The organism is Gemmiger sp. An50 (assembly GCF_002161595.1).
In the GTDB taxonomy this organism is placed as follows: Bacteria; Bacillota; Clostridia; order Oscillospirales; family Ruminococcaceae; genus Allofournierella.
In genome coordinates, this window is the sequence record NZ_NFID01000014.1 from 49137 (window position 1) to 73063 (window position 23927).

Genomic DNA, 23927 nt, shown 5'->3' on the forward strand with positions numbered 1-23927 from the left:
TTTCCTGTTACAGGGAGCCCTCGGGCTTCTCGCCCTGGTCCGGCTGCTCCGGCAGAGGCTCGGCGGTCTCAGCGGTCTCGGCAGGCTGGGCGGGCTCAGCAGGCTCTGCGGCCTGGGCAGGCTCCGCGGGCTGCACCGGCTCAGCGGGTGCTGCCGCCGGGGCGGGCTGCTCGGTCTCGGGCAGGGTGCCGCCCTCCATCAGGGTCTTGAACTCCTCGCCGGACAGCTTCTCCCGTTTGATCAGCTCGGCGGCCACCACATGCAGCTTATCCATGTTGTCGCTCAGGATGCGGCGAGCTCTCTCGTAGGCTTCGTCCACGATGTCGCGGATCTCGCTGTCGATCTCGGCGGCAATGGAATCGGAATAGCCCTTGCCCTGGCTGAAATCACGGCCCAGGAAGGTCTCCTCCGGGTCGGAACCGTACACCACAGGGCCCAGCCGCTCGGAGAAGCCGTAGCGGGTGACCATGCTGCGGGCGGTCTGGGTGGCGCGCTCCAGGTCGTTGGACGCGCCGGTGGAGATATCGTCCAGCACCAGGCTCTCGGCCACACGGCCGCCCAGCAGGCTCACAATGCGCTCCTGCATGGCGGTTTTGGTCACATAGCTGGCGTCCTTGTCGGGCAGGTACATGGTGTAGCCGCCCGCCTGGCCGCGGGGAATGATGCTGATCTGATGCACCGGATCGTTGGTGGGGCAGAACCAGCTGGTGATGGCGTGGCCTGCCTCGTGGTACGCGGTGAGCTTTTTCTCCTTCTCGGTGACCACACGGCTCTTCTTCTCGGGGCCGGCCACCACCTTGATGGAGGCTTCCTCGATCTCCTTTTCCGTGATGGCCTTCTTGCCCCGGCGGGCAGCCAGCAGGGCCGCCTCGTTCACCAGGTTTTCCAGGTCCGCACCGGCGAAACCGGCGGTGGACTGGGCGATGGTCTTCAGGTTCACATCGGGAGCCAGCGGCTTCTTGCGGGTGTGTACCTTCAGGATCTCCTCGCGGCCCTTCACGTCCGGCAGGCCCACATAGACCTGACGGTCGAACCGGCCGGGGCGCAGCAGCGCGTGATCCAGGATGTCGGCCCGGTTGGTGGCCGCGATGACGATGACGCCCTCGTTTGCACCGAAGCCGTCCATCTCCACCAGCATCTGGTTCAAAGTCTGCTCGCGCTCGTCATGACCGCCGCCCAGACCGGTGCCGCGCTGGCGGCCCACCGCGTCGATCTCGTCGATGAAAATGATGCTGGGCGCGGTCTTCTTTGCCTTGTCGAACAGATCGCGCACACGGGAGGCGCCCACGCCCACATACATCTCCACGAAATCGGAACCGGAGATGGAGTAGAAGGGCACGCCCGCCTCGCCTGCGCAGGCACGGGCCAGCAGGGTCTTACCGGTACCCGGAGGGCCCACCAGCAGCACGCCGTGAGGGATGCGGGCGCCCAGGCTGTTGAACTGGCCGGGGTTTTTGAGGAACTGCACGATCTCTTCCAGCTCGGCCTTTTCCTCATCCGCACCGGCCACATCTGCAAAGGTGGTCTTGCGCTTGTCGTCGTTCTGGTCCTTCACCTTGGCGCGGCCCACGTTCATGATGTTGCCGCCCTGGTTGCCCTTGAACATCACGTAGAAAATGAAGATCATGCTGCCCACCATGACCACCATCATCATGATGTCCCAGATGGGCACGCTGCTCTTCACCGGGGTGTAGTCCTGATACATGGGGGCGTCCGGATGGGCCTCGTTGTAGGCCTGGACGTAGGGCTGCACCTCTTCGTAGAAAATGCTGAAATAGGGCACGCGGTATTCCACCTGCCAGATGCCCTCGCCGCTGGGCAGCCGGTCCACGGTCTCCTTGGCGCCGGTGGCGCTCTGGCTCTGGCTGCGGATCAGATCAAACATGCCGCCCTGGGTCAGCTGGCCGCGGGTGGCGGGCTGCTTGCCGGTATCCACCGCATTGGAGGGCAGCTCCACGTCGCCCTCCACCAGAGCCAGCTTAATGTCGCCGGTGTTCAGGTCCATTTCGAAACCGACCACCTGCTGGGACTGGAAGTAGCTGAGCACCCGGGAGTAGCTCATGGTGGTGGTGGAGGTGTTCATCAGGCTCCACAGATTCAGAGCCAACACGCTCAGCGCCAGCAGCACGACGATGATCATGCCGTTGAATTTTGGTTTACGCTGCAAAGACTTCATCTCCTATTCCGCACGGGAGCCCGGCCGCGTTTCGGCCGTTGCTTCGCGCCCCCGTGCGCATGTTATTTGGTGTACACTTCGGGCTTGAGAATGCCCACATAGGGCAGGTTGCGGTACTTTTCGTCGTAGTCCAGGCCATAGCCCACCACGAACTCGTCCGGCACCTCACAGCCCACATAGTCCGCCTGCAGGTCAACCTTGCGGCGGCTGGGCTTATCCAGCAGGGTGGCAATGCGGATGCTGGCGGGGTTGCGGCCCTGCAGCAGGCCCTTCAAATAGCTCAGGGTCATGCCGGAGTCCAGAATGTCCTCCACGATCAGGATGTCCTTGCCGGACAGGTCCTGATCCAGGTCCTTCACGATCTTCACCACGCCGCTGGTCTTCACGCCGCTGCCGTAAGAGGAAACGACCATGAAGTCGATGGCGCAGGGCAGATCGATGCAGCGCATCAGGTCGGCCAGGCAGACCACCGCGCCCTTCAGCACGGTGACCAGCAGCAGGTTCTTGCCCTGGTAGTCCTTGGTGATCTGGGCACCCATCTCGGCGCACTTGGCTTTCAGCTGCTCTTCGGTGAGTAATACCTGCAGGATATCGTTGCTCTGACTCATTGTTAATTCACTGCTCCTTGTCGCTTGGTTCCAGCGGGCGGATCACCAGGATACGGCTGGTGGCGCTTGTGGGGGCAAACCCCTGGGCCACGCCACCGCCCCACAGCCAGACCACCTGACTGCCCTGGGCCAGAAGGGGCGCCAGCGCACGCTGTGCACCGGGAATTCCCGCCTCGTTGAAGTATTTTTTCAGGCTCTTGCTACCGCTGCGCCCCTCCGGCTGGAACCGGTCGCCCGGCTGGCGGGTACGCAGAGACAAACTACTCCTTATTCTATCATAATCCACACAATTGTTTAAGCCCTTTTTCCGGCCCCCGGCAAATTTTTTGATTTGTTCACATTCTTCGCCTTCCGCCAGCTCCAGCCGCAGCCGGTAGCCGCCGGGCAGCCGGTATTCCCCCGGCTCGGCAGGCTGTGGCGGAGCGGGCTGCTCTTCGGTGCTCTGCGCCCAGCGCAGCACCCCGGCGCACCGCTCGATGCGCACGCCGCCCGCCAGCTGAGCCGCACGGCTGCTCCCCGCGATCAGCGCCTCCAGCTTGGGCAGGTCCGCCTGGCGCAGGGTTGTTTTTTCCTCCACCAGGCAGCGCAGCGCCTCGGCCCGGAGCACCGGGTCCGCCTTTTGCAGCACTGCCGTGCTCCAGCCGTCCCCGCAGCGGGCCGTTTGCAGCAAGTGTTCCCCCTGGCGGCGAAAATATTGCAGCCAGCCCTGGGCCCGGCGGCAATATTCCCCCAGCGCTCGCTGGGCCTCCGGGTTGATCTGCTCCAGCTGGGGCAGCACCTGATTGCGCAGCCGGTTGCGGGCGTATGCATCGCTGGCGTTTGTCTCGTCCAGCACAAAGGGGGTGCCGGTGGCCCGGCAATAGTCCTCGGTGGCCTGGCGGGGCAATTCAAGCAATGGCCGGATGAACGGCCCCCGCACCGGCGGGATGCCCGCTGCGCCCGCCAGCCCGGTACCCCGGGCAAGCCGGAACAACAGCGTTTCCGCCTGGTCCGTGAGGGTGTGGGCGGTGGCGATCTTCACCGCCGGGTCTTGTTTCGTCAGCTGTTCAAAGAAATCATAGCGCAGCCGCCTTGCCCATTCCTCACTGCGCCGCTCGCTCTGCCGCCCGGCCCGGTGGCAGTGGAGCACCACGCCTTCTTTTGCGCAGAATTCCGCCACAAAGGCCTCGTCCGCGTCCGCCGCGTCCCGCAGGCCGTGGTTCACATGGGCCGCCTCCAGCGTGATGCCCAGCTCCCGGCCCCGACGCAGGAAAAAGCGCAGAAGTGCCATGGAATCCGCCCCGCCGGACACCGCCGCGATCACTCGGTCACCGGGCTGCAGCAGGTTCAGACTGTGGATGCTCCCCAGCACCTGCTCCTCAAAGGCCTGCGGCTGCCTGCACTCATCCCGCATGGTTGTAGTCCACGTTCACGAAGCGGGTATGCGCGCCGTCCCAGCCCAGGTCCACCTTGCCGGTCTCGCCGTGACGGTTCTTGGCGATGATGCACTCGGCGGTGCTGGAATCGCTCTCCTCCAGGCTCTCGCCGCTCATGGAGGTGTAGTAGCCCTCGCGGTACAAAAACAGCACAATGTCGGCGTCCTGCTCGATGGAACCGGAGTCACGCAGGTCGGACAGCTGGGGTCGGTGGTCGGACCGGCCGCTGCTCTTTTCCGCCGCACGGGACAGCTGGGACAGGGCGATGACCGGCACGTTCAGCTCCTTGGCCATGATTTTCAGGTTTCGGGTGATATCACTGATTTCCTGCACCCGGTTCTCGGTGCGCTTGCCGCTGGTCATCAGCTGTAAGTAGTCGATAACCACCAGCCCGATGGGGGTCTTCTCCGGGTCCTGGTTGATCTTGCGGATCTTGGCCTTCACCTCGGGGATGGTGATGCCGGAGGTGTCGTCCATGAAGATAGGTACATCGTGCAGCACGTCCATGGCGTGGGCCAGGTCGTCCCAGTCGTTGCCGCTCAGCGCGCCGGAACGGAAGGAGTGGCTGTCCACACCGGCCTCAGCCGAGAGGATACGGTTGGTCAGCTGCTCCTTACTCATTTCCAGACTGAAGATGGCCACCGGAATGTGGCTCTTTTTTGCCACGTTGGTGGCGATGTTCAGCGCAAAGCTGGTCTTGCCCATACCGGGGCGGGCGGCCAGGATGATCAGGTCGGACCGACCCAGACCGGTGAGGATGGAATCCAGATAGGTAAAGCCGGTGGGGATACCGGCATATTTGTCCTTGTTGGGGCCCGCGATCTTCTGCAGGGTGGCCATGGTCTCCAGAAACGCGTCGGACAGCTTGGTCAGCTCCTCCCGCTTCTGGTTGGAGCGGATGTCGGTCAGGCGCTGCTCCACGCTCTCCAGCAGCATATCCGCGTCCGGCTGGGCGCTGGACTGCTTGAGGATGTTCTGGGCCAGCTGCATCACCTGGCGGGTGAGGTACTTCTCCTCCACGATGCGGGCGTAGGCGGAGAAGTTGCTGATGGAGGGCACCACCTCGCCCAGGCGAGCAATGTAGACCTTGGCGGCCTCCATGCTCTCGAACACGCCGGTGGAAGCCACCGCGTCGATCAGGGTCACCGCGTCCAGCTGCTCGGTGCCGGAATACAGCTCCACCATCTGGCTGAAGATCTCGGCGTTCTGGCGGGAGTAGAACATCTCCGGCTTGAGGGTATTGATCAGCGCGGGCATTACCCGCTCGCTGTCCAGCAGAGCGGCGCCCAGCACCGACTGCTCCGCTTCCATATTATACGGCTCGGCCAGATTCATGCTGTCCAGCTCAAAATTTGTATCCTGCATCAGGCATCGTTCCCTTTCGCTACGGTTGGTTTTTCGGGCAGGCTTTTGCCGGTTTGGGCCGCGGCCTGCCTTTCAGCAAGCAGCGCCCAGCGGGCGCGGCCTTCGGGGCCATTCTTCCCCATGGCCGCCCCACTGGGCGCAGCAGTTCCGCTTTTTTACTGCTCCTCGACCTTCACCTTAAAGGTGCTGGTCACGCCGGGGTGCAGCTTCACGGTGGCGTTGGTGGTGCCGAACTCCTTGATGTCCCGCTCCAGCTCCACCTTGCGCTTGTCGATCTCGGTGCCCACCATCTGGCTCAGGTGCTGGGCCACCTCCTTGGAGGTGATCTTGCCGAACAGACGACCGCCGTTGCCCTTGCTCTTGATCAGAACGGTCTTGTCCTTGATGGTGGCGGCCAGCTGCTGGGCAGCGGCCAGAGCCTCGGCAGCGTGATGCTCCTTGGCCTCGTTCTTGGTGCGCACCAGGTTCAGTGCGGTGGCGTCCGCCTCGGCGGCCAGGCCGCGGGGGAACAGGAAGTTGCGGGCGTAGCCGTCCGACACTTCGTGGATCTCGTCCTTTTTGCCGATGTTCTTCACATCCTGCTTCAGAATAACCTTCATTGGTATCTCTCTCCTTATGTGCGCGGCATTGGTTGGACCGCCGCGTATTTTGGCCGGCCGCGGGGGCCGGGTTTATCGTTTTTTGCCGGAGCGGGCTTCTTCCTCGGCCTGCTCCTGCCGGTAGCGGGCAATGGCCTGGCGGATGCGCTTTTCCGCTTCGTCGATGGTGGTATCCTTCATCTGAGCGCCCGCCATGGTCAGATGACCGCCGCCGCCCAGCTGCTCCATAATGACCTGCACGTTCACGGCGCCCATGCTGCGGGCCGAGATGTTCACCCCGCTGCCCTGCTGCACCGCCACGAAGCTTGCTCCCACCCCCTGGATGGTGAGCAGGTCGTTGGCCGCCTGGGGCACCGCCACCGCCATATCCGGCGGCAGCTCGCCGGAGACCGACACCGCACAGCCCATATAAATATCGGCGTTTTCCACCAGATTGGACTTGGCGGTGTATTCCTGCAAGCTGGAATTGAACAGCAGCTTCACCCGCTCGGTCATGGCGCCCATGCGGCGCAGGTAGGCCGCCGCCTCAAAGGTGCGCACGCCGGTGTGGATGCCGAAGTTGCGGGTGTCCAGCATGATGCCGGCCAGCAACGCCTCCGCCTCCAGGGAGGTGGGGCGGAACTGCTGCCCCTCCACATACTGCAGCAGCTCGCTCACCAGCTCGCAGGTGGAGGAGGCATAGGGCTCGTGGAAGAACAGCACCGCGTTGTCGATATGGCCCACCGCCTTGCGGTGATGGTCGATCACCGCCACCTGGCGGCATTTGCGGTAAATATCGCCGCTTTCCAACAGGCCCTTGATGTGGGTATCCACCACCAGCAGCAGGGTGTTGTCGGTCATGCCGTCCAGCGCAACCTCCGGCGAGATGAAGTCCTCGCCCAGGCCCGCGGCCTCGAACTCCTGCAAAACGCTCTGGGCCAGCGTGGCCTCCCGCCGCACCACAATGGCGGCGGGGGCGTCCAGCCCTTTGCAGATGCGCAGCACGCCGATGGCCGCGCCCACGCAGTCCAGATCGCTCATCCGGTGGCCCATGATGAGCACGCTGTCCGCCTGGCGGATCAGGTCGCACAAAGCCTTGGCCACGATGCGGCTCTTGACCCGGCTGCGCTTTTCCACGCTGCGGGACACGCCGCCGTAGAAGGCGAAGCCCTCGGGGGTCTTCACCGCCGCCTGGTCGCCGCCACGGCCCAGGGCCATGTCCAGCGACTGGCGGGCCATCTCCTCGCACTGGCGCAGGGTATCGCCGCCCCGGCCCACGCCGATGGACAGCGTCACGTTCACCTCGCCCTCCAGGGCGCGGATCTTGTCCAGCACATCGAATTTTGCCGCCACCATTTCCTTCATGTGGCGTTCCTCCACCACCGCTATGTAGCGGGCGTTGCTCACCCGCTGCAAAAAGCCGGTGGTGCGGCCGATATAGGTTTCCAGCACCCGGTTGATGCCTTCCAGCACCCGGGCCTTTTCCGAGTCCTTCAGCTCGGCCAGCTGCTCGGCGTAGGCGTCGATCTCGATGATCATATACGCCGGGCGGGTGGCGTCGTATTCCGCCGCCCGCTGGCGCAGGTCGGTCTCGTCCACCAGGTAAAGCACGGTGAGCGCTTCCCTCCCAGCGGTGGCCGACGCAAAAATATTATATTTGCGGCCCTCGTGCTCCAGCACCTGGCCCGCAGGCTCGCCGCACTGGTGCAGGTCCAGCCCGCAGAGCACCTTGCCCACCGGAGCAAGCAGCCGGTCCTCGTCCGCCAGGATACGCTGACGGAATGGGGTGTTGTACCACACCAGGGTCTTGCCGCTGAGCAGCGCCACCGGCAATGCCAGCGCGCCCAGGCTCAGCTGGGCCTGGCTGTTTTCAAAGCTCTCGCACTGCAGCACCCGGGCAAGTCCCCGGCGCATCCGCCGTGCCAGCAGCAGCACCGCCAGCGCCACCAGAGCCACCAGAGGAATCAGCACCCAGAGCAGCCGCGGCTTCATCAGGCCCACCAGAGCGGCCAGCAACGCACACAACACCACCAGCCCGCCGGCGAAGACCTCCAGTGTGAAACGGGGTTTCAGATCCATGGCCCAACAGCCTCCTTTGCGTTTGGGGTCAGACCTCCATGAGGATGGGCAGGATCATGGGGCTGCGCTTGGTCTTGCGGTAGATGTAGGAGGACAGCACTTCCCGCACGCGGGTCTTCACGCTGTTCCAGTCCCGCACATTCTCGGCGGCGCACTTCTCGAAGCACTGGGTCACCAGACGGCGTGCCTCATCCATCAGCTGCTCGCTCTCACGCACATACACAAAGCCGCGGGAGACCAGGTCCGGCCCGGCCATGACCTGGCCGGTGCGGGAATTCACGGTAGCCACCACGATGACCAGACCGTCCTCGGACAGATGACGGCGGTCCCGCAGGACCACGTTGCCCACGTCGCCCACGCCCAGGCCGTCCACCATCACGGCGCCCGCAGGCACCGGCTCGCCGGTGGAAAGACCGTCGGCCGAGAGGATGATGTCCTGGCCGATCTCGGCGATGTGGATGTTCTTCGGGGGGATTCCCAGCTTTTCGGCGGTGATGGCATGCTTTTTCAGCTGCTTGTACTCGCCGTGCACCGGCAGGAAGTACTTGGGCGCTGCCAGCGTGAGCACCAGCTTCTGCTCCTCCTGGCAGGCGTGGCCGGACACATGCACATCGTACATGGATTCATAAATCACCTCCGCGCCCAGCAGCAGCAGACCGTTCACCACCTTGGTGACCATCTTTTCATTGCCGGGGATGGGGGTGGCGGAGATGATGATGAAGTCGCCGGGGCCCACCCGCACGTTGCGGTGGCTGGCGCTGGCCATGCGGGACAAGGCGCTCAGCGGCTCGCCCTGGCTGCCGGTGGTGATCAGCACGATCTGCTCCGGCGGATATTTGTTGATCTGCTCCAGGTCGATGAGCACGCCCTCCGGGGCATGCAGGTAGCCCAGCTCCAGGGCCATCTGGGTGTTGTTGGCCATGCTCCGGCCGGACACCGCCACCTTACGGCCGTTTTCCACCGCCAGATCGATGATCTGCTGCACCCGGTAGATATTGGAGGCGAAGGTGGCAATGATGATGCGCTGTTTGTCCGCCCGGCGGAACAGGTTGGCGAAGCTGTCGGCCACCTTGTGCTCGGTGGCGGTGAAGCCCGGCCGCTCGGCGTTGGTGGAATCGCTCAGCAGGGCCAGCACGCCCTTCTTGCCGTATTCCGCAATGGTCACCAGGTCGGTGGGCCCGGCAGACAGCGGGGTGTAGTCGATCTTGAAGTCGCCGGTCTGGATGATCACGCCCGCGGGGCAGTCGATGGCCAGGGCCACTGCGTCCGGGATGGAGTGGTTCACATGGATGGGCTCGATGGTGAAGCAGCCCAGCTTGAACTTGTGGCGGGGATGGATCTCCACCAGCTTGGTGCGGCCCAGCAGATTGTGCTCTTCCAGCTTGTTCTTGATCAGGCCGATGGTCAGCTTGGTGGCGTAGATGGGCAGGTTCACCTGCTTGAGCAGGTAGGGCAGCGCGCCGATGTGGTCCTCGTGGCCGTGGGTGATGACCACGCCCTTGATCTTATCCTTGTTCTGCACCACATAGGTAAAGTCCGGGATGACCAGGTCGATGCCGAACATGTCGCTGTCCGGGAAGACCAGGCCGCAGTCCACGATCATCATATCGCCCTGGCATTCATACAGGGTGATGTTCTTGCCCACTTCGCCCAGACCTCCCAGGGGGATGATGTGCACCGGCACAGCCTCTTCCTGCTTGGCGTGGTTCTTGGCAGCAGGCTTGCGGCTTCGGGAATAGAAGGGGCGGCGGCGCTGGGCAGGCTGCTGCGCACCCGCGTTCTCGGCCTTGGGCGCGGCCGGCTTATGGGCAGCGCGCGGTTTTTTGGGTTCTTTTTCCTTTGCAGTTTTCTGTTGAGTCATAGATCTCCTCCGTAAAATTGCGTACGCCGGAAAAGCCCGTTTTCCTTTCCGATGCAAAAACGGCCGGGCGCACGATGGTTCAGTTTGTAAATGCTTGTGGTGTTGGGCACGACGGGTCCATTTGTTCAATGCGACCGGGCCCCGGACGGATCACGCACACAGAGCGGCGGCAACGGGCCGCTGCTCGGCCAAGGCTGGCAAACTTCTCCAACCTAAAGTTAGTTTTATTATACCCTCTTTGTATGCTTTCTGTCAACAAAGCGGGGTGGGCGGGGTAAAATAATCCGGGTGGGGCTTTTTCCAAGGCAATCCCGCACAATTCCAGGCGGCAAAGCACGCCCCAGGCAGCCGCCGTGAATTGTGTGGTGTTGCCCCAAGTATGGGCAGGGTCCGGCCCGCTTACACTTGCCGCCAACGGTCAAACCCGGTATAATAATGCCATTGGGCGTTGACCGGTTATTTGTTGACAACAAGGCATGCCCGGAACAGAACGCCCGCCCTTGTGCGCGGGCAGGAGGACAGCAATGAAACAGATCGAGATTTTTACCGACGGCGCCTGCAGCGGCAACCCCGGCCCCGGCGGCTGGGGCGCGGTGCTGCGCTATAAACAATTTGAAAAGGAGCTCTCCGGCGGCGAGGCCGAGACCACCAACAACCGCATGGAGCTCACCGCCTTCATCCGGGCGCTGGAGCAGCTGAAGGAGCCCTGCGAGATCACCCTGTGCAGCGATTCCAAATATGTGATCGACGGACTGGAAAAGGGCTGGGCCAAGGGCTGGCGAGCCCGGGGCTGGAAAAAGAGCGACAAATCCCCCGCCCTCAATCCGGACCTGTGGGGCCGTCTTTTGGACCTGTGCGAGGGGCATGTGATCCACTACAAATGGATCAAGGGTCACGCCGGTCACCCGGAGAACGAGCGCTGCGACCGGCTGGCGGTGGAGCAGAGCAAGAAATATGGCGGCCGCCAGGCCTGACGGCGGCTCAGAACACAATAAGGAGCAACAATTATGAGCGATATTTTATTCCCCGGCAACGATTTTTCCACCTTTGAAAAGCAGGACAAGGTGCTGGTGGGCGTGTCCGGCGGGGTGGATTCCGCGGTGTGCGTGCACATTCTGCGGGAGCAGGGCTTCGCGGTGACCGGCGCGGTGATTCGCTTCTCCCCCGCCCACGACAAGGCGGTGGAGGAGGCCCGCAAGGCAGCCGCCGCCCTGGGCATTCCGCTGGAGGTCATTGAGGCGGGCGAGGAGTTCGAGCGCCAGGTGGTGGAGCCCTTCTGCCAGGCATACTGTGCCGGGCGCACCCCCAACCCCTGCGTGCTGTGCAACCCCACGGTGAAGTTCAAGCTGCTGGCTGCCCGTGCCGACGAGCTGGGCATTCCCTTCATTGCCACCGGCCATTACGCCCGGGTGGAGCAGACTGCCGCCGGGCAGTACCACATTGCTCAGCCCGCCAGCGTGGCCCGGGACCAGAGCTACATGCTCTACCGCCTGGGTCAGGACATTCTTTCCCGCCTGTGCCTGCCGCTGGGTGAGTTCGAGAAGGAGGACATCCGCCAGATCGCCCGTGACCTGGGCCTGCCCTGTGCCGACAGCCCGGACAGCATGGAGATCTGCTTCATTCCGGACGGCGACTACGCCGCCTTCATCCGGGGCCGGGGCCTGGAGGATAAGCCCGGCCGCTTCATCGCACCGGACGGGAAGGACCTGGGCCCCCACAAGGGCGTGATGCACTACACCCTGGGCCAGCGCAAGGGCCTGGGCCTGGCGCTGGGCAAGCCCGCCTTCGTGAAGGCCATCCGGGAAAACGGCGACGTGGAGCTGGGCTGGGCCGGTGAGGAGTTCTTTTCCGGCATGACCCTGCGGGACGTGTGCTGCGCCGCCGGGGGCGAACTGCCCGCCGGGGATTACCTGGTGAAGATCCGCAGCGCCGCGAAGCCTGTGCCCTGCCATTACGACGGCGAAGGCACCGTGCGCTTTGAAGAGCCTGCCCGTGCGCCCGCTCCCGGCCAGAGCGCCGTGTTCTACGGCGGCGGCCTGGTACTGGGCGGCGGCTTCATCGACCAGATTCTGGACTGATTTTCCCCCTCAAAACAAACCAAAAGCAGCCCCCTGCCGGAATACCGTGCAGGGGGCTGCTTTTTGCGTTTGTTTATTTGTTCTCTTCGGTCTTGGGGCCGAGACGGCGGCGGATGTCGTCGATGATCTCGGGGCAGACAAACTCGGAGATATCGCCGCCCATGGTGGCCACCTCCCGAACGATGGAGGAGGACAGATACATGTACTTGATGTCGGTGGTCATGAACATGGTCTCCAGGGTGGGGCATAGCTTTTTGTTGGTGAGCGCCATCTGGAACTCGTATTCAAAATCGCTCACCGCCCGCAGGCCCTTGATCAGGGTGCAGGCCCCCACGTGGGAGGCGTAGTCGGCCAGCAGGCCGCCGAAGAAGTCCACCCGCACGTTGGGCATATCCTTGGTGACGCGGCGGGCCAGCTCCACCCGCTCGGCGGGGGTAAATGCGGTGTTGCTCTTGGCGTAGTTCACCAGGATCAGCACGATCACCTCGTCAAACAGGCCCGAGGCCCGGCGGATGATGTCCAGGTGGCCCTTGGTGATGGGGTCAAAGCTGCCGGGGCAGATGGCGATGCGTTTTTCCATAAAGCGTTTTCCTTTCCGCTGGGGGCCGCTGGGCCCGCTGTTGGCCGTTTTCCCGCCGCAATGCACGGCGGGCGCCATTAAGTATACCCCCGGAAAAGCGGCCTTGTCAATTGCATTTTGGCCGCCGCTTTTTGCCCGTCAGTCCTGCTCGCACAGCTCGCAGAGCTTCTGGTAGAAGGGGGTGTTGTCCAGTGTGGCGAAGTAATCCATGGGGGTTTCGGCCCGACGGATCACCTCATGGCTGCCGTCCTCGTGCAGCAGCACCTCGGCGCTGCGCAGCTTGCCGTTGTAGTTGTAGCCCATGGAGAAGCCGTGGGCGCCGGTGTCGTGGATGACCAGCACGTCGCCGATGCCGGTCTCCGGCAGGGCCCGGTCGATGGCGAACTTGTCGTTGTTCTCGCACAGGCCGCCGGTCACATCGTACACATGGTCGCAGGGCTCATTTTCCTTGCCCAGCACGGTGATGTGATGGTACGCGCCGTACATGGCCGGGCGCATCAGGTTGGCGGCGCAGGCGTCCAGGCCCAGGTAGTCCTTTTGAATATGCTTTTCATGGAGCACAGTGGCCACCAGATGGCCGTAGGGGGCCAGCATGAACCGGCCCAGCTCGGTGAAGATGGACACATCGCCCATGCCCGCGGGCACCAGGATCTCCTCGAACTTTTTGCGCACGCCCTCGCCGATGGCGGCAATGTCGCTGGCGGGCTCCTCGGGGCGGTAGTCCACGCCCACGCCGCCGGACAGGTTGATGAACTTGATCTTCGCGCCGGTGGCCTTGTTCAGCCGCACCGCCAGCCGGAACAGAATCTCGGCCAGGGCCGGGTAATAATCGTTGCTGGTGGTGTTGCTGGCCAGGAAAGCGTGGATGCCGAACTGCTTGGCGCCCTTCTTCATCAGCTTTTCAAAGGCGGAGGTCATCTGCTCCTCGGTCATGCCGTATTTGGCCTCACCGGGGTTGTCCATAATGTCGTTGCCCATGCTGAACACGCCGCCCGGATTGTAGCGGCAGAACACGGTTTCCGGCACACCGGCCACCCGTTCCAGAAATTCCACGTGGGTGTAGTCGTCCAGATTGATGTAGGCGCCCATCTGGCAGGCCTTTTTCATGTCCTGGGCAGGGGTCACGTTGGAGGAGAACATCACATCCTGGCCGGTAAAGCCGCAGGCCTCGCTGAGCAGCAGCTCGGTGTAGGTGGAGCAGTCCACCCCGCAGCCCTCCTCCTGCAAAATCTTCAGCAGCGCCGGAGTGGGTGTGGCCTTCACCGCGAAGTATTCCTTGTAGCCCTCATTCCAGGCGAAGGCCGCGTTCAAGCGGCGGGCATTTTCCCGAATGCCCTTTTCGTCGTAGATATGAAAGGGCGTGGGCACGTCCTCAATGATCGTCTGGGCCTGCTCCAGGCTGATGAACGGATGCTTTTGCATGGTGATCTTGTCTCCCTTTCCCACGGGCTGTTCGCCCGGTTTACTCACACAGCGTTTATTTTAGCACAGTATAACACAAAAGGGACCCACTGCGCAACGACATGTTTTGCAGGCAGCAAAAAAGCCCTTCAAACGAAATGTTTGAAGGGCTTTGACCATGGAGCTGCTAAGCAGATTTGAACTGCTGACCTCATCCTTACCAAGGATGCGCTCTACCGACTGAGCTATAGCAGCAAGATGGCGACCCGGATGGGGCTCGAACCCACGACCTCTAGCGTGACAGGCTAGCGTTCTAACCAACTGAACTACCGGGCCATCTTTGCGTTGCCTTGTGGCGACTCTTAGTATTATACAGACAGTTCCCCCGATTGTCAACCACTTTTTCAAAAAAATTTTAAACTTTTTTTGCGACGCTTTTTTGTCCCCAAAAACCGGCGGCGGGCGGGGCTTTTCGCCCATTCGCCCGCCGCCCGGAAAAGAGGTTTTACTGCACCATTTCCAGCAGGCCGCACACTTCCAGCAGCCGCTGATACTCCAGCAGCATTTCCCGATTGCCGCCGCCCAGCTCGGCGATCACCTGATCCGCCACCCGGCCGCAGCTGCGGGTCCCGTCGATGTAATAGCCGCACAGCGCCTCCTGCATGGCCTTGTCCGGCTCGGCCTCATAGCGGCGGTCATACTCCCGCACCAGGGCCAGCTTGTCCGGCTCGTCCAGCATCCGCTTTTCCAGCGATTCCAGCGGGTCGCCGAAGAGGCGGCGGTACACCGGGCCTTCCTCGGCCCACTGCACCCGGCCGGGCAGCAAGGCGTTCAGCCTTGCCAGCGGCTTTGACGGGTCCAGCCCCGCCTGCTCACACAGCCGCCGGGCGGCTTCGGTGTAGAACTCCTTCAGGGCTCCCAGCTGGGCCGCCAGCTCCCTGGGGTCGCTGTGGGCCAGCATGGCCCGCCGGGTGATGGTCTCCATCCTGGCCATGAGCCGGGTGCACTGGTGGTTCAGAATCAGCCGGGCGTCCCGCTTGTGCAGATCACACAGGGTATACACATACACCGCCGCCAGCAGGGTGGAGAATTTCAGCACGTTCATGTCCAGCCGCTCGATGGTGTCGGCGCTGGTGTGGTAGTATTTGTCCGGCCACTGGCCCAGCATGATGCTGGGGATGCCCACCTGCGGGTCACTCAGGATAAAATGGTCGCTGCCCAGGCCGAAGGGCACCGCGTCGGTGCGCACATTTTGCAGCAGCAGGTCCTCCCGGCTGTTTGTCTCCTGCTTGAGCTCCTGCAGCAGCAGGGTGGCCAGGTCCCCCTCAAAGCTAGGCATGGCGAAGGGAAGGCAGGTCACGGTGATGGGGCCAGTGGTGTCCTCCTGCTTTGCGCCGATCATATCCAGGTTAATGCCCGCGGTGTAGAGGGACGTGTCCCGCCCGTCGTTCAGATAATTATAGGTTCCGGTGAATTCGGGCACCAGAATCATCCGGATGGTCTTTTTCAGCGGCGGCAGCTGCCCCTCCTCCACCGCTGCGTGGATGGCCGCTATCAGGGTCATGGCCCCGGCCACGCCGGAGGCGTTGTCGTTGGCACTGGCGCAGGGGTGGCACAGATGGGCGCAGACCAGCACGCTCTCCTCGCTCTCGCCGGGCAGTACCGCCTCCACCACCTCGCTGGTGCCGTTTTCCAGCGTGGCCTCCACATAGGCGTTCAGTGCAAGATAGGGGCTTTCGCACTCCCCTTTCTCGAAGGCCTGCCGCCGCTCACGGCACAGCTTTTGCAGCCGCAGCGAGGTCCGGGGCGACACCACGAACCCGAAGGCCTGCCGCTCACCGGGGGTGTGCTCCCACCAGAAGGAGGTGTAGTTCAGCGCGTCCAGCAGCTCCTCGGGGATGCGCACGTGGGGCGTCTCGTTCAGATAATCCGATACGATACCCAGAGCACCCCGTTTCTGGATGGCCCAGCTGAATTTGTTGATGTGCTGGTGGGTGAAGAGCACCTTGCCCTCCAGGTCCCAGCCCTCGTAGGCTTCTTCGTGGCAGCCCTCGGTCATCTCCACCAGATCCAGCGTTTTGTCCCGCCAGTCGCAGGCGCAGCTTTTCTGAATCAGGGAAATGGGCTCCACCGAGTAATCCGCCAGCACAAAGCCCTCCGGCCCGGCCAGACGGCACCAGCCCGCGGTACAGTTCCACTCCTGAAACAGCCGGTAGCTGCCTGCGTAGCCCCCCGCCGGAGCCGGATAATGGAGCACCTGAGCCTGCACGCCCTGGCGGTTCAGCCAGTCGCAGCACCAGTTGGCCGCCGCCCGGAAGCCGCCGCTGGCCTGGATGCGGTGGAAGCTGCTCACCTCTTTTACGATTTGATACAGCCCTCGGGTCTGTATCCGTTCCTTCATTGTCTTTATGGTCTGTTGCATCATCTGCCGCGCACCCCGTTTCGTTTTTTGTTCCATTATACCACCCCGCCGCGACAATTTCATCCGGTAGTGTAAAAAAGCATATGAGCAAAAACAAATCCCCCGAAGCAGCGCTTCAGGGGATTTGCAAGGCTTTTTAAATGGATTAGTTGAAGCCGAAGATCTTCTGGCTGATCTTGTAGGCGGACACCGCGAAGGCGCGGCCCACCGGATTGTTCCAGTTCATGGCCTGGCCCATCACGCCACGGCGCAGCCGGTAGTAGGCCCAGGGATCGTTGGCCTTGATGTGGTCCCACAGCTCCTGCTTCTTAGCCAGGTTCTCGGCGGTGCCGCTGCGGATCATCAGAATGGAAGAAACCACGGTGATGATCTCCAGATAGTTGTACAGGTACTGGCGCAGGCGGGTGTTCTTGATGCCCTGCAGGCGCACCTGCTGCAGCATCAGCTTGTTCACCTTGATCTGCTGGTCAATGCGCTTAATCATTACGCTCTCGTTCACCGACTGGTCATTGCGGCCGATAAAGTAGTGGTAGAAATCCACATTGATGTAGTAGATGCTCTTCACGTACTGCATGGGCACGTACACGAACAGGTTATCCACATAGAAGGTGTGGCGAGGCAGGTCCAGGCCGCTGTCGATCAGCAGCTGGGTGCGGTAGATTACCGAGTGCATCAGGATGTACTGGCCTTTGCGGAAGCGGCCCACCTGATCCCAGCCAATCACCTGCTCTTCGGGCAGGGCGTTGCCGTAGCTCATTACCTTTTTGTGGCGGGCGCCCACCTTGTCGTACACAAAGTTGCTCACCACCAGGTCCACCTCCTGGCCGCCGTGCACGAAGCCGCGCAGGGCGCACAGGATCTTGGCAAAGGCCTCTTCATCCACCCAGTCGTCGCTGTCCACAACCTTGAAGTAACGGCCCTGAGCGTTCTTCAGCCCGGCCATCACCGCCGCGCCGTGGCCGCCGTTCTCCTGATGCACGGCCCGCACGATGCCGGGGTACAGCCGTTCATATTCGTCAGCAATGGCAGCGGTATCGTCCTTGGAGCCGTCGTTCACGATCAGGATCTCCACCTCGTCGCCGCCAGTGAGCAGGGTATCCACACAATGGCGCATGTAGTCCTGCGAGTTGAAGCAGGGCACTGCGATCGATAACAGTTTCATGTTTCACACACCTTTATATTGATTTGCCGCCCCGCCGCCCGAAAGAGGGGTGATCGAGCCGGTCCGCAAGCTGTTTTGGTCATAATTTGACATAATGTTACTTATATATCATCGCGCGAACAATGTTCAAAGTCAAGTGAATCCCACAAATTTATGCGACTTTTCTCCATTTCTTACAACTTTTACAACAAAACGGCGCACCCCAGCCAAGGGATGCGCCGTTTTTCAATGTTTTTTCAAGCGGAAAGCTCCCCTGCCCGGTCAGCAGGTGGCGCCGCCCTTCATGTGCTTCTGCGCAGCCAGGTTCTCCTGCTTGCGGGCCAGCAGACCGCTGTCCAGCAGCTGGCGCTGCACCTCCTCGAAGCCGATGCGGGCCACGGTGTCGGCGAAGCGCTCGCCGGTGATGCCCTGCTCGCGGAACAGCAGAATGGCCTTTTCGATCACATCCAGCACCTCCTGGCGGTCGGTGAAGACCTTATCCAGGTAACGGCCCTGGGCAACCTTCTTGCCCCAGCGGCCGCCGATGTAGATGCGGTAGCCGTCGATGTGATCCTCCACGGCCTTGAAGGGGCACTTGCCCACGCAGCGGCCGCAGTGGTTGCAGGCCTCGGGGTCGATGTGGATTTTGCCGTCCTCCATCTTGGCCACGTGGATGGGGCAGGTCTCCTCGATCTGGCAGACCTTGCAGCCGCGGCACTTATCCAGCTGAATCTGGGGAATGCGCTGGCCGATCACGCCCAGGTCGTTCAGGTCCGGCTTGACGCAGTTGTTGGGGCAGCCGCCCACGGCGATCTTGAACTTGTGGGGCAGCTTAACCTCATGGTAGCCCTTGTAGAACCGCTCGTGAATCTCCTGAGAAAGATCGAAGGTATCGATCAGGCCGTACTGGCAGGTGGTGCCCTTGCAGGAAACCACCGGGCGCACCTTGCTGCCGGTGCCGCCCATTTCCAGGCCGGCGTTCAGCAGGTACTCCCGCAGGGGCTCGATGTTGGCAAAGGGCACGCCCTGGATTTCCAGGGTCAGACGGCTGGTCATGGTCACCTCGCCGCTGCCGAACTTCTCGGCGGCCTGGGCCACTGCCATCTGCTCGGCGGCGGTGAGCTTGCCGTTGCGGGTGATCACCCGGCCGTTGAACTTGTCCGGGGTGCGCTTGTCCCACAGGAAGCCCAGCGCCTTCACCCGGGTGACCTCAGCGGGGGACACCTTTGCGCCCACAGACTCCACACGCACGTCGTTGAAGAAGCTGGCGCCCTCCAGCACCAGGGTGTTGGTGTAGCCGTAGCTGCGCAGCCGGTTCTGCATGAAGTAGGCCCGCTTGCCCTTGTTGCACACGATCAGCAGCTTGTCGTCCTTGTCCAGACCCTCCACCGGTCCGTTCAGAGTTTCCAGCTGCACGAAGGTGGCGCCGTGGATGCTGGGAGCCGGGGTGGCATCCACCACCCGGTAGCCCTTGGCCGCGCCCGCCTGGTACTCGGCGGGGGTGATGCTGGCGATCTTGCCCTCCAGCTTGTTCTCCAACAGATACACCGCCTGCACGAAGGGATGGATGGCGGTGGAGAAGGGCGGCGCATAGGCCAGGTCCAGATTGTCGAAGTCCTCCAGGGCCGCGCCCATGGAGATGCCGGTCACCGCAATGTCCACCATCTTGTCCACCGCGCCGGGGCCCAGCACCTGGATGCCCAGCAGCTTGTGGGTGGCCTTGTCGGCGATGAGCTTGGTGGCAAACCAGGCGGAATCCGGGTAGTAATGAGCTTTGTCGTCGCTGACCATCAGGGCAGTGACCACGTCATAGCCCGCCTGACGGGCGGCGGCCTCGGTCAGGCCGGTGCGGCCGCAGTTCAGGCCGGGCAGCTTGACCACGCCGGTGCCCAGCACGCCGGGATAACGCTTGTTCTCGCCGGTCAGCGCCAGGGCCAGGGTGCGGCCCTCCATGTTGGCGGAGGAGCCCATGGGCGACCACTGGGCCGCACCGGTGAGCCGGTTGGTCACCAGGGCGCAGTCGCCCGCGGCGTACACATCCGGCAGGTTGGTGCGCAGCTGGCCGTCCACCGGGATGGTGCCCTTGACCATTTCCAGGCCGCTGCCCTCCAGGAAAGCGGTATTGGGACGGATGCCCGCGCTCACCACCACCACATCGGCAGGCAGAGTGCCCGCCTCGGTCTTGACGGCGGTGACCCGGCCGTCGCCCAGAATGGCCTGGGCCGCGGTGCCGGTCATCACCCGGATGCCAGCCGCCTGCAGCTTCTTGCGGGCAAAGCCGGCCATTTCCTCATCCAGCACGCCGGGCATGATCTGGCCCGCCACGTCCAGCACGGTTACAGCGAGGCCCTGGGCCAGCAGGTTCTCCGCCGCCTCCAGGCCGATGAAGCCGCCGCCGATGACCACTGCGTTCTTGGCGGCGTTCTGCTCCAGATAGCCGCGCAGGGCGATGGCATCGTCCGGGGTGCGCAGCTTGAACACGCCCTGCTGGGCCGCGCCCTCGATGGGCGGAATCACGCTGGACGCGCCGGTGGCGATGATCAGGGAATCGTATTCATAGGTTTCGGTCTCGCCGCTGGTCAGGTTCTTGGCGGTCACGGTCTTGGCGGCCGCATTCAGGCCCACGGCCTCCCGGCCGGTGAGCACCTTGGCCCCGGTGAGGGCGGTGTATTTCTGAGGAGTATTCACGATCAGCTCGTCGCGGGTCTTGATCAGGCCGCCCACATAGTAGGGCAGGCCGCAGCCCGCATAGGAGATGTCCCGGTCCTTGACCAGAATGGTCACATCCGTGGCCGGGTCCTGCCGCTTGATCTTCGCGGCAGCTTTGGTACCGGCGGCAACGCCGCCCAGGATCAATACCTTCATTTGGTTTCCCCCTGTTCTCTCAAGCCGTTTGTGCTCAGCCGTGGCAATGGCCGCCGCAGCTGTGGGAAGCGCCGTGGCTGCCGCATTCGTGGCCCTCGCCCTCCTCATGATGATGATTGCAGGTCACATCGCCGTTCTGGGGCAAAGCGCCCTGCAGCAGCTGCTCCACCGCCGCGTCGGTGCTGCCCGCCGCGCCCGCGTACACCGCGATGCCCGCCTGGGCCAGCGCCTGGCGCGCGCCGCCGCCGATGCCGCCGCAGATCAGCACCTGCACGCCCTGGGCCTGCAGAAAGCCCGCCAGCGCGCCGTGGCCCTGGCCGTTGGTGTCCACCACCTGGCTGCCGGTGATCTGCTTGCCCTCGGCCTCATACAGCTTGAACTGCTCGGTGTGGCCAAAGTGCTGGAATACGTTGCCGTTTTCGTAAGTAACCGCGATTTTCATTCTTCTTCAACCTCTTTTACGCAAAGAAACGGCCGCCCACGGGCAGCCAAAGGCCCCGGTCCGACCGCACTTTGATAATTTTATACCTCTATATTACGCCTTTCGGGGCAGCTTTTGCAATTGACAAAGTCACAAAAGCTGCCCCGAATCACTTTATTTGTGCGCAGGCGTAAAATAATATTCCCCTTCTTCGTCCCGGTGACCGCACACGCCGAACACCCGGTCGATGCGGCCGGAGCGGAACATCTGCTCCGGCGTTTCAAAGGCCACCAGCTGCCCGGCTTCCATCAGGGCGATGTGATGGCTCACCCGCAGCGCCTGGGCCAAATCGTGCAGCACCATTACAATGGTCTTGCCCTGCTTGTTCAGCCGCTGGAGAAGGCTCAGAATCTCGAACTGGACCCCCAGATCCAGATAGGTGGTGGGCTCGTCCAGCAGGATGATCTGGGTATCCTGCGCCAGAGCCATGGCGATGTAGGCCCGCTGGCGCTCGCCGCCGGAAAGCTCCCGCAGGTCCCGCCCGCGCCATTGCTCCACCCCGGCAGCCTGCATGGCCTGGGCCACCTTTTGCCGGTCCTCCGGCCGCATACGGCGGGAAAGCCCCAGATAGGGAAACCGCCCATGGGCCACCAGGCTTTCCACCGTGATGGCGGGCACATCCCGCACCTGGGGCATCAGCGAGGCAAACCGGGCAAACTCCCGGCGGTCGTAATCCTCCGCCGGGCGGCCCGCCGCCAGCACCTGACCGGCGGAAGGGGTCAGCTGCCGGGCCGCCACCCGCAGCAGAGTGGTTTTGCCGCAGCCATTGGGGCCGATCAGGGTGGTGATGCGCCCGGCGGGGATGGTGAGCGACACGTCCCGCAGGACCACGCCGCCCTGGTACCCGGCGGTGATGTGCTTCAATTCAATCATAGACCCGGCTCCTTTTCTGACGCAGCAGCAAAAACAGGAAAAACGGCCCGCCCAGGAAGGACATGAGGATGCCCACCGGCAGCTCGAAGGGGGCAAACAGCACCCGGCCCAGGCTGTCGCACGCCAGCACAAAGGCCATGCCCAGCAGCGCCGATGCAGGCAGCAGAAACCGATTTTCACCGCCCACCAGCCGCCGGGCCGCATGGGGCACCAGCAGGCCCACAAAGCCCAGCAGGCCCGCGAAGCTCACTGCCGCACCTGCCAGCAGGCTGGAGGCCAGAATGCACAGAAAGCGTACCAGGCCCACCCGCATGCCCAGCGAGGAGGCAGTCTCCTCCCCCAGCTGCAGCAGGTCCAGGTCCGCCGCCAGAAACAGCGCCAGCACAAAGCCCGCGCCGATGTAGGCCGCCGCCGGCCACAGAGAACTGAGGGCCACGCCGGAAAAGCTGCCGGTCATGAAGCCGGTGGCTCCCACCACCTGGTCCGGATAGAGCAGGGTGATGGTGTCGATTCCGGCGGAGAGGATGCCGCTCACCGCGATGCCCGCCAGCACCAGCGTGACCCGGGAAAGCCCCGCCTTTGCCGCCAGACCGTAAATAAACAAGGTGGTGAGCAGAGCCCCCAGAAAGGCGGCCGCCGCCATGATTCCCGGCACGTCGGGCAGTAAAGTGGCCGCCGCGATGGCGAAAAAGCCCGCGCCGGAGTTCACGCCGATCACATTGGGGCTGGCCATTGCATTGTTCAGCACGCCCTGAATGAGGGCGCCCGCCACCGCCAGCGCAAGGCCCGCCAGCATGCAGGCCAGGGTGCGGGGCAGGCGCACATACACAAAGATGCGCCAGGTGGTGGAGCCGGTGTCGCCGGTGCGCAGCACCTGCCACAGCTGGCCCAGGGAAAGGGCCTGGCTGCCGCTGCACAGGCTGATCACCGCGGCAACGACCACAGCCACCGCCAGCACGGCCAGCACCGTCAGCTTGCCTTTAGCCGATCTGGCCGGCAAGCTCCGGGTAAAGGATCTTGGCAAGATATGCATAGCTCTCCCCCCAGCGTGCATTGGGCTTGTAGTGGAACAGGTCCTTGGGCAGGGTCAGGCAGCGGTCGTTCTGCACCGCGGTCAGCTGCTGCCAGGCCGGGTTGTTCTCCACGTTCTGGGCCATGTAGTCCATGGCCTGCTGCTCCGAGCCCATGGTGGTGATGAAGATGTAGTCCGGGTCCTCGGCGATGATCTCCTCCAGGTTGATGTCCTCCAGAAGCGACTCATGCCGGGCCACCATGTTGTCCGCGCCCAGGTCCTCCAGCATGTAGCCCACCATGTTGTCGGCTCCCTTGGCCTTCACACCGGTGGAGTAGGCCCGCAGCAGCAATACCGTGGGGTTTTCCTCGTCCTTTACCAGCTCACGGATCTGATCGATCTGTTCTTTGACCGCCAGTCCGTTCTGCTCGTACAGGTCCTGACGGCCGGTGAACTGACACAGCTGGGCCAGCATGTCCAGATATTCCTCGAAGGAATCCACCCGGTAGTAGGCATGGGTAATGCCCGCCTGGGTGAGTGCCTGGTCCATGTCCACCTGGCTGGAGGTGTCCGCGTTCATAATGACAAAATCCGGGTCGGCGGCGATGATCTCCTCCAGGTTGGGCTCCTTCACGGTGCCGATGATGGCCACCTCCTCGCCCAGGTCCATGCCCCGCTCCTCGATGGCATCCTGGGTGGCACCCACCAGGGTGCCGCCCGCCAGGGTCCAGGTCTCGGCGTAGCTGCCGTAGGTGGCCACCACCCGGTCGGTGCTCTCCACCGTGACCGTGTTGCCCACCGCATCGGTGAAGGTGTAAGCCCCTTCGCCCTGGCTGGTGCTGCCCGGCTGAGCCTGCTGGGAGGCCGCACTGGCCGCCGCGCTGCTGGCCGTACTGCTGCCGCTGCTCTGAGCCGCGCCGCAGCCCGTGAGCAGGGCGGCGGAAAGGGCCGCGGCCAGCACAGCCGCGCCGATCTGTTTGCCTGTTTTCATG

Annotated in this window: 18 protein-coding genes and 2 tRNA genes; 2 read left to right on the forward strand and 18 right to left on the reverse strand. The window is 63.2% G+C overall.

What is annotated here, in order from left to right; all coding sequences use genetic code 11:
- Positions 1-7: 7 nt before the first annotated feature.
- The 7 genes from ftsH to B5G03_RS12320 all read right to left on the reverse strand — a co-directional run bounded on the left by ftsH (position 8) and on the right by B5G03_RS12320 (position 10082).
- Positions 8-2176, reverse strand: a complete 2169-nt coding sequence (ftsH, locus tag B5G03_RS12290; protein WP_087181987.1) for an ATP-dependent zinc metalloprotease FtsH — start codon at positions 2174-2176, stop codon at positions 8-10.
- A 62-nt stretch (positions 2177-2238) separates the two neighbouring features.
- Positions 2239-2784, reverse strand: a complete 546-nt coding sequence (hpt, locus tag B5G03_RS12295) for a hypoxanthine phosphoribosyltransferase (protein WP_087181988.1) — start codon at positions 2782-2784, stop codon at positions 2239-2241.
- Between the two features lie 7 nt (positions 2785-2791).
- Entirely contained in the window at positions 2792-4177 is a 1386-nt protein-coding gene (gene tilS / locus B5G03_RS12300) for a tRNA lysidine(34) synthetase TilS (protein WP_087181989.1), read from the reverse strand.
- On the reverse strand, positions 4167-5564 hold the full coding sequence (dnaB, locus tag B5G03_RS12305) for a replicative DNA helicase (protein WP_087181990.1): 1398 nt from the start codon (positions 5562-5564) through the stop codon (positions 4167-4169). Before dnaB ends, tilS begins: the two co-directional genes overlap by 11 nt.
- Positions 5565-5719: 155 nt before the next feature.
- Positions 5720-6163, reverse strand: a complete 444-nt coding sequence (gene rplI / locus B5G03_RS12310) for a 50S ribosomal protein L9 (RefSeq protein WP_087181991.1) — start codon at positions 6161-6163, stop codon at positions 5720-5722.
- Between the two features lie 72 nt (positions 6164-6235).
- Entirely contained in the window at positions 6236-8221 is a 1986-nt protein-coding gene (locus tag B5G03_RS12315; protein WP_087181992.1) for a DHH family phosphoesterase, read from the reverse strand.
- 28 nt (positions 8222-8249) lie between these two features.
- Positions 8250-10082 (reverse strand): ribonuclease J, encoded by a 1833-nt coding sequence (locus B5G03_RS12320; protein ID WP_087181993.1) that lies wholly within the window; start codon positions 10080-10082, stop codon positions 8250-8252.
- 524 nt (positions 10083-10606) lie between these two features.
- On the opposite strand from B5G03_RS12320, the gene rnhA reads away from it, so the two are divergent.
- Both rnhA and mnmA read left to right on the forward strand, forming a co-directional pair.
- Positions 10607-11056 carry a ribonuclease HI gene (rnhA, locus tag B5G03_RS12325; RefSeq protein WP_087181994.1) on the forward strand — a complete coding sequence of 150 codons (450 nt, stop codon included), beginning with the start codon at positions 10607-10609 and terminating at the stop codon, positions 11054-11056.
- 33 nt (positions 11057-11089) lie between these two features.
- Positions 11090-12160: a tRNA 2-thiouridine(34) synthase MnmA gene (gene mnmA / locus B5G03_RS12330; RefSeq protein ID WP_087181995.1), complete on the forward strand. Its 1071-nt coding sequence runs from the start codon at positions 11090-11092 to the stop codon at positions 12158-12160.
- Positions 12161-12233: 73 nt separating this feature from the next.
- Here the strand turns inward: mnmA and coaD are convergent, their stop codons facing one another.
- From coaD to B5G03_RS12385, 11 genes are all read right to left on the reverse strand, one after another.
- Positions 12234-12740, reverse strand: a complete 507-nt coding sequence (gene coaD, locus B5G03_RS12335) for a pantetheine-phosphate adenylyltransferase (protein WP_087181996.1) — start codon at positions 12738-12740, stop codon at positions 12234-12236.
- A 138-nt stretch (positions 12741-12878) separates the two neighbouring features.
- Positions 12879-14162, reverse strand: coding sequence for a diaminopimelate decarboxylase (locus B5G03_RS12340; RefSeq protein ID WP_087181997.1), 1284 nt, complete (start codon positions 14160-14162; stop codon positions 12879-12881).
- A gap of 158 nt (positions 14163-14320) precedes the next feature.
- Positions 14321-14396: transfer RNA gene (locus B5G03_RS12345), tRNA-Thr, on the reverse strand.
- 4 nt (positions 14397-14400) lie between these two features.
- A tRNA-Asp gene (locus tag B5G03_RS12350) sits at positions 14401-14477 on the reverse strand.
- Positions 14478-14646: 169 nt separating this feature from the next.
- Positions 14647-16566 carry a DUF4910 domain-containing protein gene (locus B5G03_RS12355; protein WP_162613405.1) on the reverse strand — a complete coding sequence of 640 codons (1920 nt, stop codon included), beginning with the start codon at positions 16564-16566 and terminating at the stop codon, positions 14647-14649.
- A 142-nt stretch (positions 16567-16708) separates the two neighbouring features.
- Positions 16709-17725, reverse strand: coding sequence for a glycosyltransferase family 2 protein (locus tag B5G03_RS12360; protein WP_087181999.1), 1017 nt, complete (start codon positions 17723-17725; stop codon positions 16709-16711).
- A gap of 261 nt (positions 17726-17986) precedes the next feature.
- The gene (locus B5G03_RS12365; protein WP_087182000.1) at positions 17987-20569 is read right to left on the reverse strand and encodes an FAD-dependent oxidoreductase; all 2583 of its coding nucleotides are present in this window, start codon (positions 20567-20569) and stop codon (positions 17987-17989) included.
- A gap of 34 nt (positions 20570-20603) precedes the next feature.
- Positions 20604-21011, reverse strand: a complete 408-nt coding sequence (locus B5G03_RS12370) for a NifB/NifX family molybdenum-iron cluster-binding protein (protein WP_087182001.1) — start codon at positions 21009-21011, stop codon at positions 20604-20606.
- A gap of 153 nt (positions 21012-21164) precedes the next feature.
- Positions 21165-21923, reverse strand: a complete 759-nt coding sequence (locus B5G03_RS12375; protein WP_087182002.1) for an ABC transporter ATP-binding protein — start codon at positions 21921-21923, stop codon at positions 21165-21167.
- The gene (locus tag B5G03_RS12380) at positions 21916-22923 is read right to left on the reverse strand and encodes a FecCD family ABC transporter permease (protein WP_242962444.1); all 1008 of its coding nucleotides are present in this window, start codon (positions 22921-22923) and stop codon (positions 21916-21918) included. The genes B5G03_RS12375 and B5G03_RS12380 overlap by 8 nt, the downstream gene beginning before the upstream one ends.
- The gene (locus B5G03_RS12385; RefSeq protein ID WP_162613406.1) at positions 22904-23926 is read right to left on the reverse strand and encodes an ABC transporter substrate-binding protein; all 1023 of its coding nucleotides are present in this window, start codon (positions 23924-23926) and stop codon (positions 22904-22906) included. Before B5G03_RS12385 ends, B5G03_RS12380 begins: the two co-directional genes overlap by 20 nt.
- Between the last annotated feature and the right edge of the window lies 1 nt (position 23927).

Coding starts and splice junctions, on each gene's coding strand:
- ftsH (WP_087181987.1), bottom strand. CDS start 2,176: ATGAAGTCTTTGCAGCGTAAACCAAAATTCAACGGCATGATCATCGTC.
- hpt (WP_087181988.1), bottom strand. CDS start 2,784: ATGAGTCAGAGCAACGATATCCTGCAGGTATTACTCACCGAAGAGCAG.
- tilS (WP_087181989.1), bottom strand. CDS start 4,177: ATGCGGGATGAGTGCAGGCAGCCGCAGGCCTTTGAGGAGCAGGTGCTG.
- dnaB (WP_087181990.1), bottom strand. CDS start 5,564: ATGCAGGATACAAATTTTGAGCTGGACAGCATGAATCTGGCCGAGCCG.
- rplI (WP_087181991.1), bottom strand. CDS start 6,163: ATGAAGGTTATTCTGAAGCAGGATGTGAAGAACATCGGCAAAAAGGAC.
- B5G03_RS12315 (WP_087181992.1), bottom strand. CDS start 8,221: ATGGATCTGAAACCCCGTTTCACACTGGAGGTCTTCGCCGGCGGGCTG.
- B5G03_RS12320 (WP_087181993.1), bottom strand. CDS start 10,082: ATGACTCAACAGAAAACTGCAAAGGAAAAAGAACCCAAAAAACCGCGC.
- rnhA (WP_087181994.1), top strand. CDS start 10,607: ATGAAACAGATCGAGATTTTTACCGACGGCGCCTGCAGCGGCAACCCC.
- mnmA (WP_087181995.1), top strand. CDS start 11,090: ATGAGCGATATTTTATTCCCCGGCAACGATTTTTCCACCTTTGAAAAG.
- coaD (WP_087181996.1), bottom strand. CDS start 12,740: ATGGAAAAACGCATCGCCATCTGCCCCGGCAGCTTTGACCCCATCACC.
- B5G03_RS12340 (WP_087181997.1), bottom strand. CDS start 14,162: ATGCAAAAGCATCCGTTCATCAGCCTGGAGCAGGCCCAGACGATCATT.
- B5G03_RS12355 (WP_162613405.1), bottom strand. CDS start 16,566: ATGATGCAACAGACCATAAAGACAATGAAGGAACGGATACAGACCCGA.
- B5G03_RS12360 (WP_087181999.1), bottom strand. CDS start 17,725: ATGAAACTGTTATCGATCGCAGTGCCCTGCTTCAACTCGCAGGACTAC.
- B5G03_RS12365 (WP_087182000.1), bottom strand. CDS start 20,569: ATGAAGGTATTGATCCTGGGCGGCGTTGCCGCCGGTACCAAAGCTGCC.
- B5G03_RS12370 (WP_087182001.1), bottom strand. CDS start 21,011: ATGAAAATCGCGGTTACTTACGAAAACGGCAACGTATTCCAGCACTTT.
- B5G03_RS12375 (WP_087182002.1), bottom strand. CDS start 21,923: ATGATTGAATTGAAGCACATCACCGCCGGGTACCAGGGCGGCGTGGTC.
- B5G03_RS12385 (WP_162613406.1), bottom strand. CDS start 23,926: ATGAAAACAGGCAAACAGATCGGCGCGGCTGTGCTGGCCGCGGCCCTT.